The organism is Rufibacter glacialis (genome assembly GCF_008271745.1).
Lineage (GTDB): Bacteria > Bacteroidota > Bacteroidia > Cytophagales > Hymenobacteraceae > Nibribacter > Nibribacter glacialis.
The window spans coordinates 266,359-278,674 of record NZ_VKKZ01000010.1; the positions used below are offsets into that span (position 1 = coordinate 266,359).

7 protein-coding genes are annotated in these 12,316 nt (G+C 48.1%); all 7 read left to right on the forward strand.

The window, feature by feature from the left end:
- Nucleotides 1-79: 79 nt before the first annotated feature.
- Nucleotides 80-3,952, forward strand: coding sequence for a DNA-directed RNA polymerase subunit beta (rpoB, locus tag FOE74_RS01990; protein WP_149096927.1), 3,873 nt, complete (start codon nucleotides 80-82; stop codon nucleotides 3,950-3,952).
- Between the two features lie 123 nt (nucleotides 3,953-4,075).
- On the forward strand, nucleotides 4,076-8,395 hold the full coding sequence (rpoC, locus tag FOE74_RS01995) for a DNA-directed RNA polymerase subunit beta' (RefSeq protein WP_149096928.1): 4,320 nt from the start codon (nucleotides 4,076-4,078) through the stop codon (nucleotides 8,393-8,395).
- Between the two features lies 1 nt (nucleotide 8,396).
- Nucleotides 8,397-8,711 carry a DUF3467 domain-containing protein gene (locus FOE74_RS02000; protein WP_149096929.1) on the forward strand — a complete coding sequence of 105 codons (315 nt, stop codon included), beginning with the start codon at nucleotides 8,397-8,399 and terminating at the stop codon, nucleotides 8,709-8,711.
- Between the two features lie 102 nt (nucleotides 8,712-8,813).
- Nucleotides 8,814-9,230, forward strand: a complete 417-nt coding sequence (gene rpsL, locus FOE74_RS02005; RefSeq protein WP_048919295.1) for a 30S ribosomal protein S12 — start codon at nucleotides 8,814-8,816, stop codon at nucleotides 9,228-9,230.
- A 13-nt stretch (nucleotides 9,231-9,243) separates the two neighbouring features.
- A complete protein-coding gene (rpsG, locus tag FOE74_RS02010) occupies nucleotides 9,244-9,711 on the forward strand; it encodes a 30S ribosomal protein S7 (RefSeq protein WP_048919296.1) in 468 nt (155 codons plus the stop codon).
- 2 nt (nucleotides 9,712-9,713) lie between these two features.
- Nucleotides 9,714-11,813 (forward strand): elongation factor G, encoded by a 2,100-nt coding sequence (gene fusA / locus FOE74_RS02015; protein WP_149096930.1) that lies wholly within the window; start codon nucleotides 9,714-9,716, stop codon nucleotides 11,811-11,813.
- A 10-nt stretch (nucleotides 11,814-11,823) separates the two neighbouring features.
- Entirely contained in the window at nucleotides 11,824-12,129 is a 306-nt protein-coding gene (gene rpsJ, locus FOE74_RS02020; RefSeq protein ID WP_048919298.1) for a 30S ribosomal protein S10, read from the forward strand.
- Nucleotides 12,130-12,316: the final 187 nt, after the last annotated feature.

Below are 12,316 nucleotides of genomic sequence, written 5' to 3' on the forward strand. Positions count from 1 at the left end.
AAATGAATTCTAGATATTTCTGCCGGTGAATTGAATTATTCCCGGCACGACAAAGTTTAAACGTAAAATTCTGACAACTTTGGCTACAAGTAAAACGACAGAGCGGATCAATTTTGCGTCTATAAAGTCGGTCATTGACTACCCAGACTTTCTGGACGTTCAGCTACAATCTTTCCAAGACTTTTTCCAGTTGGAAACCGCTGCCGAAAACCGCACGGAAGAAGGTCTTTTCAAAGTGTTCGCTGAGAACTTTCCGATCTCTGATTCAAGAGAGAATTTCGTTCTGGAATTCGTAGACTACCACGTAGACCCACCCAAATATTCAGTTGATGAATGTATTGACCGTGGGTTGACTTATTCAGTTCCATTAAAGGCAAAGCTTCGGTTGATCTGTAATGATACAGACAACGAGGATTTTGAGACCATTGAGCAGGAGGTTTTCTTAGGGAACATCCCGTATATGACCGAGAAGGGTTCATTTGTGATCAATGGCGCTGAACGCGTGATTGTATCTCAGTTGCACCGTTCGCCAGGGGTGTTCTTCGCCCAGAGCAAGCACACCAACGGTACCAAATTATATTCTGCCAGAATCATCCCTTTCAAAGGTTCTTGGATAGAGTTCGCGACAGACGTGAACAACGTGATGTACGCGTACATTGACCGGAAGAAGAAATTCCCGGTTACCACCTTGCTACGTGCCATTGGTTATGGAACTGACAAAGACATCTTAGACCTGTTCGGGTTGTCTGAAGAAGTGAAGGCTGATAAGAAAACCTTGAAAGGTGTAGTGGGCAGAAAGCTGGCGGCAAGGGTTCTTCGCACCTGGACAGAAGACTTCGTGGATGAGGATACCGGTGAAGTGGTATCTATTGACCGTAACGAAGTGCTGTTGGAGCGTGACTCTGAAGTGTCAGAAGACGACCTGGACGTGATCATTGATTCAGGGGTGAAGTCTATCATCCTGCACCGTGAGAACGTAAACATCGCTGACTACAACATCATCTACAACACCCTGCAGAAAGATAACTCTAACTCTGAGCAGGAAGCCGTTGAGCAGATCTACCGTCAGTTGCGGAATACTGAAGCACCAGACGTAGAGACGGCCCGTGACATTATCCAGAAGTTGTTCTTCAGTGATAAGCGTTATGACCTGGGTGATGTAGGACGTTACAGAATCAACAAGAAACTAGGCCTTGACAAGAACTGGGACGCCAAGGTATTGACTAATGAGGACATCGTCCTGATTGTGAAGTATCTGATTGGTCTCATCAACTCAAGAGCAGTAGTAGATGATATTGACCACTTGAGCAACCGCCGGGTAAGAACGGTGGGTGAGCAGTTATATGCGCAGTTTGGGGTAGGTCTGGCCCGTATGGCCAGAACCATCAAAGAGCGGATGAACGTGCGGGACAACGAAGAATTCAAACCGGTTGACTTGATCAACGCGCGTACGCTTTCTTCGGTGATCAACTCGTTCTTCGGAACCAACCAGCTGTCTCAGTTCATGGACCAGACCAACCCGCTGGCAGAAATTACGCACAAGCGTCGTGTGTCTGCATTAGGGCCAGGAGGTCTTTCCCGTGAGCGCGCCGGTTTTGAGGTACGTGACGTTCACTATACCCACTACGGCCGTCTTTGTACCATTGAAACACCAGAGGGGCCAAACATTGGTCTTATCTCTTCACTTTGCGTGCACGCCCGCGTGAACAGCATGGGCTTCATTGAAACTCCTTACCGCAATGTGGTAGAAGGAAAAGTAGATGTGACCCACCAGGTGAAATACCTGACCGCAGAGGAAGAAGATACCCACCACATCGCCCAGGCCAACGCCATCATTGATGACGAAGGAAACTTTGTGAATGACAAAGTAAAAGGCCGTTTTGAAGGCGATTTCCCAGTAGTAGAGCCAGAACGCTATACCTACATGGACGTGGCTCCTAACCAGATCGTGTCGGTGGCAGCTTCGTTGATTCCGTTCCTGGAGCATGATGATGCCAACCGGGCCTTGATGGGATCAAACATGCAGCGCCAGGCAGTTCCTTTAGTAAAGCCACAGGCTCCTATTGTAGGTACCGGTCTGGAACTGAGAGCCGCTCTAGACTCAAGAGCCTTGGTGAGAGCAGAAGGCGAAGGATACGTTCATTTCGTAGATGCAGACAAAATCATCATCCGCTATGACCTCTCTGAAGAAGAGAAGTTGGTGAGCTTTGATGCTGAGTTTGTGACCTATGACCTGATCAAGTTCCGCCGCACCAACCAGGATACCTGTATCAACTTAACTCCATTGGTTAAGAAGAACGAGCGGGTAACCAAGGGCCAGGCGCTTTGCGAAGGATATGCCACCAACCAGGGAGAATTAGCCTTAGGTAGAAACCTACAGGTAGCGTTCATGCCTTGGCAAGGATACAACTTTGAAGATGCGATTGTTATCTCTGAGCGTGTAGTGAGAGATGACGTGTTCACCTCTATCCACATTGAAGAGTTTGAACTGGAAGTTCGTGAAACGAAGCGGGGCGAAGAGGAATTAACCTCAGAGATCCCGAACGTGAGCGAGGAAGCCGTTCGTAACCTGGATGAGAACGGTATCATCAGAATTGGTGCTGAAGTACGTGAAGGTGATATCCTGATTGGTAAAATCACTCCTAAAGGAGAGACAGACCCAACCCCGGAAGAGAAACTTCTCCGTGCCATCTTCGGTGACAAAGCCGGTGATGTGAAAGATGCCTCGTTGAAAGCGCCGCCATCCTTGAATGGAGTGGTGATTGAGACGAAGTTATTCTCTCGTCCTAAGAAAGATAAGAACCTCCGCGCGAAAGCGAAGAAAGAGGTAGAAGACCTGAAAGCAAAATACAACAGCGAACTCAAAGCCGTGAAGAACGTGATGATTGAGAAGCTGGTGACCTTGCTGGAAGGCAAAACAAGCCAAGGGGTCCGTCACCGTTTCGGAGATGAGATCCTGACCAAAGGCGCCAAGTTTGGTAAGAAGAACATCACAGACGCTCTTTTCCCTGACAAGAACCCTTACAAGGACGAAAGCAACTACGCTGTTCCGGAAGAGGTGAACATGTTCAAGGATTTGATCCTGGAAGGATGGACCGCAGATGAGCAGACGAACAAGATGTTGTTGGAGCTGGTGAAAAACTACACCAAACGCCGCAACATGATCTCTGCCCGTTTCAAGCGTGACCGTTTCACCCTGGAAGTAGGTGATGAGTTACCAGCCGGTATCGTGCAGTTGGCCAAAGTCTACATCGCCAAGAAGCGTAAGCTGAAAGTGGGTGATAAGATGGCCGGTCGTCACGGTAACAAAGGGGTTGTGGCCCGTATCGTCCGTGAGGAAGATATGCCATTCCTGGAAGACGGAACGCCAATGGACATCGTGTTGAACCCACTTGGGGTACCTTCCAGGATGAACATCGGTCAGATCTACGAGACCGTACTCGGCTGGGCAGGATTGAAGTTAGGCCGTACCTATGCGACGCCGATCTTTGACGGTGCCACCGAAGAGCAGGTTTCTGCTGAACTGGCAGAAGCAGGCTTGCCACGCTTTGGCCGTTCTTACCTGTTTGATGGCTTGAGCGGAGATCGTTTTGACCAGCCTGTGACCGTAGGTGTGATTTACATGCTGAAACTTGGTCACTTGGTAGATGATAAGATGCACGCCCGTTCTATTGGACCATACTCACTCATCACGCAGCAGCCATTGGGTGGTAAAGCCCAGTTTGGTGGCCAGCGTTTCGGTGAGATGGAGGTGTGGGCGTTGGAGGCCTTCGGTGCCGCTAACGTGCTGCAAGAAATCCTGACGGTGAAGTCTGATGACGTGATTGGTAGAGCCAAAGCATACGAAGCCATTGTAAAAGGTGACGTATTGCCGAAGCCAAATATCCCAGAATCCTTCAACGTGTTGATCCACGAACTCAGAGGCTTGGCCCTGGAGATTACGCTGGACTAACAAGCCGTTTTAAAGGAGATTTCGGAAAAAGAGGCCCAAAAGCCTCTGGTCCGGAATCTCCCTTTTACGCGTTAGGAGAGCCGTTTAGTAAAAAGGAAATTTACATATCTAGCAACACATAACATGGCGTTAGCAAGAAATAAAAAATTAGTCCAAGACTTCTCTAAAGTAACCATCTCTTTGGCTTCTCCAGAATCAATCCTGGAAAGATCAAACGGAGAGGTAACGAAGCCTGAGACGATCAACTACAGAACCTACAAGCCAGAAATGGGCGGTTTGTTCTGCGAGCGGATCTTCGGGCCAGTGAAGGACTGGGAGTGCCACTGCGGTAAATACAAGAGAATCCGGTACAAAGGGATTATCTGTGACCGCTGCGGGGTAGAAGTAACAGAGAAGAAAGTGCGTCGTGAGCGCATGGGCCACATTGAGTTGGTAGTACCGGTAGCACATATCTGGTACTTCAAGTCACTGCCAAACAAAATAGGGTATCTGCTGGGCTTACCCACCAAGAAGCTGGATCAGATCATCTATTATGAGCGGTACGTGGTAATCCAGCCAGGTATCTTGGGTGAAGACGGCGTGAACATGCTGGACTTCCTGACCGAGGATGAGTACCTGGACATGATTGACAAGCTGCCCCGTGAGAACCAGATGTTGGACAACCATGATCCAAACAAGTTCATCGCGAAAATGGGAGCTGAAGCCCTTCAAATGTTATTGGAGCGCATCAACCTGGACGACCTTTCTTATGACCTGCGGTACTCTGCTGCCCACGAGACTTCTCAGCAGCGGAAAGCGGAAGCATTGAAGCGCCTGCGCGTGGTAGAGGCTTTCCGTGACGCCGCCACCCGTATTGAAAACAAACCAGAGTGGATGATCATCCGCATGGTGCCCGTGATCCCGCCAGAACTGCGTCCGTTGGTTCCTTTGGATGGCGGTCGTTTCGCTACGTCTGACTTGAACGACTTATACCGTCGTGTCATCATCCGTAACAACCGTCTGAAGCGTCTGATTGAGATCAAAGCGCCAGAGGTGATCCTGCGTAACGAGAAGCGTATGCTGCAAGAGGCGGTAGACTCCCTGTTCGACAACTCACGTAAAGTGAACGCAGTTCGGGCAGAAGGTAACCGTGCCCTGAAGTCGCTTTCTGACATGCTGAAAGGTAAGCAAGGACGTTTCCGTCAGAACTTACTTGGTAAGCGGGTGGATTACTCGGGTCGTTCCGTAATCGTGGTTGGTCCAGAACTGAAACTACACGAATGCGGTCTGCCTAAGAACATGGCGGCTGAGCTTTTCAAACCGTTCATTATCCGTAAGCTGATTGAGCGCGGTATTGTGAAAACGGTAAAGTCTGCGAAGAAAATCGTAGACAGAAAAGACCCGGTAGTTTGGGATATCCTGGAAAACGTGCTGAAAGGGCACCCGGTTCTGTTGAACCGTGCCCCTACGCTCCACAGATTAGGTATTCAGGCGTTTCAGCCGAAACTGATTGAAGGAAAAGCAATCCAGCTGCACCCCTTGGTAACCACTGCCTTCAACGCCGACTTTGACGGTGACCAGATGGCGGTACACGTTCCCCTGGGACCGGCAGCCATCCTGGAAGCCTCTATGTTGATGTTGGCGTCGCACAACATCCTGAACCCTGCCAACGGTGCGCCAATTGCAGTACCTTCTCAGGACATGGTGTTGGGCTTATACTATGTGACCAAAGGCAAGCGCTCCACTGAGAATGAGAAGATTCAAGGGGAAGGCATGTCTTTCTACTCCGCTGAAGAAGTTATCATCGCCATCAATGAAGGCCAACTTTCAAAGCATGCTTATATCAAAGTGCGTGTGAAAGTGCAGGACGAAAATGGTCAACTGGTAACTAAGCTTATTGAAACGGTAGCTGGTAGAGTTCTATTCAACCAGTTCGTTCCAGAAGAAGTGGGTTACGTAGACGAACTTCTGTCTAAAAAGAAATTGCAGCAGATCATCTCCCGCGTGTTCAAAGTAACCGGCATGGCGAGAACTGCTCAGTTCCTGGATGACATCAAAACCCTTGGGTTCCAGTCGGCTTACAAAGGCGGTCTGTCCATGGGCTTGGGTGACATCGTGATCCCGAAAGAGAAAGACATCTTAGTAGCTGAGGCCAAAAAAGATGTAGACGCTGTTTGGGCGAACTACTCTATGGGTCTTATCACAGACAATGAGCGTTACAACCAGGTAATTGATATCTGGACACGTATCAACAACCAGATCACAGAAACCTTGATGAGCCGTCTTGAAAAAGATGACCAAGGTTTCAACTCCATCTTCATGATGATGCACTCCGGAGCCCGTGGTTCCAGAGAGCAGATTCGTCAGTTAGGTGGTATGCGGGGTCTGATGGCGAAACCACAGAAGTCTTTGCAAGGATCAGTAGGGGAGATCATTGAAAACCCAATTCTATCTAACTTCAAAGAAGGTCTGGATGTAATTGAGTACTTCATCTCTACCCACGGTGCCCGTAAAGGTCTTGCGGATACGGCTTTGAAAACAGCAGATGCGGGTTACCTGACTCGTCGTTTAGTAGACGTTTCCCAAGATGTAATCGTGAACGAGTCTGACTGTGGTACGCTACGTGGTCTAGAGGTAAGTGCCTTGAAAGACAACGAAGATATCGTGGAGTCTCTGTCTGAGCGTATCCTGGGTCGTGTGAACGTGCATGACATCATTGATCCGCTTACCGGAGAACTAATCCATGAGTCTGGACATGAAATCACCGAAGAAGTTGCCCGCATCATTGAGAACACCGCCATTGAGAGCGTAGAGATCCGCTCTGTATTGACGTGTGAGACCAAGCGTGGTATCTGTGCTAAATGCTACGGCCGTAACCTTTCAACTGGCCGTATGGTGCAGAAAGGTGAAGCAGTTGGTGTTATCGCAGCTCAGTCCATTGGTGAGCCTGGTACGCAGTTAACGCTCCGTACCTTCCACGTGGGTGGTACAGCGTCTAACATTGCCGTTGATGCCGCTATCCGGGCTAAATTTGCCGGGGTGGTAGAGTTTGAAGATGTGAGAACCATTGAGACTGCCAACGCTGAAGGCGAGCCAGTAAAAGTGGTAATGGGTCGTTCTGGTGAGGTGAAGATCATGGACCCAGCCACTGGGAAAATGCTGATCAGCAACCACGTGCCTTACGGTTCATTCCTGATTGTAAATGAAGGACAGACCGTAGCCAAAGGAGACGAGTTGTGTAACTGGGATCCGTACAACGCGGTTATCCTTTCAGAGTTTGACGGTTCCATTGCTTATGAATCCATTGTGGAAGGTATCACCTTCCGTGAGGAGTCAGATGAGCAGACAGGTCACCGTGAGAAAGTGATTATTGAAACTAAGGATAAGACGAAGAACCCTGCTATTATCATCATGCCAGCCAACGGCGAGCCGAAGACTTACAACATTCCAGTAGGGGCTCACTTAGCCGTAGACGATAACCAGAAGATCAAAGCAGGTCAGATCATCTCTAAGATCCCTCGTGCCATTGGTAAAACCCGTGACATCACCGGTGGTCTGCCACGCGTTACGGAGCTCTTTGAGGCCCGTAACCCGTCTAACCCAGCGGTAGTGAGTGAGATTGATGGGGTAGTGACCTACGGTGGCGTGAAACGCGGTAACCGTGAGATCTACATTGAGTCTAAGGATGGTGTGAAGAAGAAGTACATGGTGCCTCTTTCCAAACATATCCTGGTACAGGACAATGACTTTGTGCGCGCAGGTGTTCCGTTGTCAGACGGAGCTATCACGCCAAACGATATCCTGAACATCCAGGGACCAGGCGCGGTGCAGGAATACCTGGTGAACGAGATTCAGGAGGTATACCGTCTGCAAGGGGTGAAGATCAATGACAAGCACATTGAAGTGGTGGTTCGTCAGATGATGCAGAAAGTGAACGTGATTGACCCAGGTGATACCAGCTTCCTGGAGAACCAGACGGTTGATAAAGTTACGTTCATGGAAGAGAACGACATGATCATTGACATGAAAGTAGTGGAGGATGCAGGTGACTCAACCGCCATGAAACCAGGTATGATCGTGACGGCGCGTCGTCTGCGTGATGAGAACTCCAGCTTGAAGCGGAGAGACCTTCGCATTGTGTCAGTGCGTGACGCGCAGCCTGCGGTGTCAAGACCGACCTTGCAAGGGATTACCCAGGCGTCATTGGGTACGCAAAGCTTTATCTCGGCAGCTTCCTTCCAGGAGACGACCAAGGTATTGAGCGAGGCGGCTATCAAAGGCAAGGCAGACGAATTACTGGGCTTGAAAGAGAACGTGATCGTGGGTCACCTGATTCCGGCGGGTACCGGACTGCGTGAATACTCCAAAATTATTGTTGGTTCTAAGGAAGAGTACGAAGCCCTTACTGCCAGCAGACAATCAGGAGTGAAGGCAGCGAAACAAGGCGAACTGCAAGAGAAATAAGATGGCTTCTGCAGAACAGCAAGGACAGATCAACATTGAGTTGACTGAGGAGATTGCCGAAGGGGAGTATGCAAATCTCGCCATGATCGCGCATTCGCACAGTGAGTTCGTGATTGATTTTATCCGCCTAATGCCGGGTATTCCAAAGGCGAAAGTGAAGTCAAGAGTGGTGATAACTCCAGAGCATGCCAAGCGTTTCTTGGCTGCTTTGGAGGAAAACATCCTACAATATGAGCAAAGTTTTGGGGCGATAAAGCAGACGCCGGAAGCCCCAAGCTTTCCGCTCAATTTTGGGGGAACCATTGGCGAAGCATAAGCCATTAATAATTAATGAATTAAAACTTTGAATTTGCAAAGCAAAATTTATACCTTTGCAAACCATTTTTTGAAGAGAGAAATCAGTTTAAAAAGTTAGTAAATGCCTACTATACAACAATTAGTAAGAAAGGGAAGAGAAGCGCTAACATCAAAGTCTAAGTCTCCAGCTCTTGACTCATGCCCACAAAGACGTGGCGTGTGCACGCGCGTTTACACAACCACACCTAAGAAGCCTAACTCAGCAATGAGAAAAGTGGCCCGTGTGCGTTTGACAAACGGCAAAGAAGTCAATGCCTACATCCCAGGTGAAGGCCACAACCTGCAAGAGCACTCTATCGTGCTAATCAGAGGTGGTCGTGTGAAAGACTTACCAGGTGTAAGATATCACATTATCCGTGGTGCGTTAGACACTGCCGGTGTAAATGGTCGTCTACAGTCCCGTTCTAAATACGGAGCGAAGCGTCCTAAACCAGGTCAACCAGCAGCAGCTGCAGGTAAAGGCGGTAAGAAAAAATAATTGAGTTAAGACAATGAGAAAAGCGAAACCAAAGAAGAGAATTCTTCTTCCTGATCCAAAATACAAAGAAACTCTGGTAACCCGTTTTGTAAACTACCTGATGGTAGACGGGAAGAAGAGTGTGGCATACCGGATTTTTTACGATGCGTGCGATTTAGTGGAGAAAAGAACTAAAGAGAGCGGATTGGAAACCTGGAAAAAAGCGTTGAACAACATCATGCCAGGTGTAGAGGTGAAAAGCCGCCGGGTAGGTGGTGCAACGTTCCAGGTACCTACTGAGGTGCGTCCGGACAGAAAGATTTCTCTCGGGATCAAATGGATGATTTCTTACGCTCGTAAAAGAGGTGAGAAAACAATGATGGATAAATTGGCTGGTGAGATCATCGCTGCCGCCAAAGGAGAAGGTGCTGCTGTGAAGAAGAAAGACGATACTCACAGAATGGCAGAAGCCAACAAGGCATTCTCACACTTTAGATTCTAAGAATGGCCAGGGATTTAAGATTCACAAGAAATATAGGGATTGCCGCGCACATTGATGCCGGTAAGACCACCACGACAGAGCGTATCCTGTACTACACTGGAAAGTCCCACAAACTGGGAGAAGTACACGATGGTGCCGCTACGACGGACTGGATGGAGCAAGAGCAGGAGAGAGGGATTACCATCACTTCTGCTGCCGTTACAGTAGACTGGAAATACAGAGACCAGAACTATCATATCAACATCATTGATACCCCGGGTCACGTTGACTTCACCGTAGAGGTGAACCGTTCCCTTCGGGTATTAGATGGATTGGTTTTCTTATTCAGTGCAGTAGATGGTGTTGAGCCACAGTCTGAGACGAACTGGAGACTTGCAGACAACTACAAAGTTGCCCGTATTGGTTTCGTTAACAAAATGGACCGTTCTGGCGCAGACTTCTTAGCGGTATGTAAGCAGGTAAGAGAAATGCTGGGTAGCAATGCCGTAGCCTTACAGCTTCCAATTGGCGCAGAAGAAAACTTCAAAGGAGTTGTTGACTTAGTGAACTTCAGAGGTATTGAGTGGAATGAGAGCGATAAAGGCATGACCTTTACCGAGGTTCCTATTCCAGACGATATGATGGAGGAAGCAGAGGAATACAGAGAGAAACTTCTGGAAGCCGTTGCTGACTATGATGATGCTTTGATGGAGAAATACTTCGATGATCCAAGTAGCATCACCGAAGCTGAAATCTTAGCCGCCTTGAGAAAAGCCACCATTGATATGGCCATTGTGCCTATGGTTTGTGGTTCTTCTTTCAAGAACAAAGGTGTTCAGACCATGTTGGATTACGTGATGGCCCTCATCCCGTCTCCTATGGACAAAGAGAACATCACTGGCTTGAACCCAGATACAGGAGAGGAAATCTCCCGTAAGCCAAGTGAATCAGAGCCTTTTGCAGGCCTAGCCTTCAAAATCGCTACTGACCCTTACGTAGGCCGTCTGTGCTTTGTGCGTGCCTATTCAGGTGTGTTGGAGTCAGGTTCTTACGTGTACAATACCCGTTCCAACAACAAAGAGCGTATCTCCCGTATTTTCCAGATGCACGCCAACAAGCAGAACCAGATCGAAAGACTGTCTGCCGGTGACATTGGAGCGGTAGTAGGTTTCAAAGACATCAAAACTGGTGACACCCTTTGCGACCAAAACGCGAAAATCGTGCTGGAATCAATGGAGTTCCCAGAGCCAGTAATCGGATATGCAATTGAGCCTAAAACTCAGGCAGACTCTGATAAAATGGGTATGGCCATTGCCAAGCTGATTGAAGAAGATCCAACGCTTCAAGTGAATACTGACGAGGAAACTGGTCAGACGATCTTGAGAGGAATGGGTGAACTTCACTTGGAGATCATCATTGACCGGATGAAGCGTGAGTTCAAGGTAGAATTGAACCAAGGTGCTCCTCAGGTTGCTTACAAAGAAACCATCACTAAAATGGTGGAGCACCGCGAGGTTTACAAGAAGCAGTCTGGTGGTCGTGGTAAATTCGCAGACATCGTGTTCAACATGGGTCCCCGCGAAGACGGCAAAACAGGCCTTGAGTTTGAGAACGGCATTGTGGGTGGGGTAATCCCAAGAGAATTCATTCCAGCCATCCAGAAAGGATTCGAGGAAGCGATGAAGAACGGTATCTTGGCTGGTTTCCCTGTGGATTCCATGAAGGTGCGTATTTTCCACGGATCTTTCCACGATGTAGACTCTGATGCTCTGTCGTTTGAATTAGCTGCCCGTAATGGATTCAAAGAAGCAGGGAAGCTATGCGGTCCTAAACTTCTTGAGCCGATCATGGCGGTGGACGTAGTGACTCCAGATGAGTATACTGGCCCAGTGACAGGTGACTTGAACAGAAGAAGAGGATTGATGAAAGGGATGGATACCAAAGGTACCTCTACCGTGGTAAAAGCAGCCGTTCCTTTATCTGAGCTTTTCGGTTACGTGACAGACTTACGTACCATTACCTCAGGTAGAGCCACAGCCTCGCTTACTTTCTCTCATTATGAGCAAGTGCCGCAAAACCTGGCTGATGGGATTATCGCAAAAATTAAAGGGACTTCGAAATAGTTGAAATAGAATGAATCAAAAGATCAGAATCAAACTGAAATCTTACGATCACAATCTGGTAGATAAATCATCAGAGAAAATCGTGAAAGCGGTAAAAGCGACTGGTGCGATCGTGAGTGGTCCCATTCCTTTGCCAACTGAGAAAGACATCTTTACCGTATTGCGTTCACCACACGTGAACAAAAAAGCGAGAGAGCAGTTCCAACTTTGTACCTATAAGAGATTGGTAGACATCTACTCTACTTCCTCTAAAACAGTAGACGCTTTAATGAAACTTGAATTGCCAAGTGGAGTTGACGTAGAAATCAAAGTTTGATACTTGTATAGATTAAAAAAAGGGAGAGGGAAACCTCTCCCTTTTTTTATGTCTAAAGGAAGAACAATGTTTTCAGGTTGTTTTAAGGAAACCAGGCAAAAATCAAAAATCGGCTTCTTTTGAAATAATGACCGGTAAATGACCCTTTCCTTCTAACCTAAGAAAATAATAGACTCATTCAGAGGGA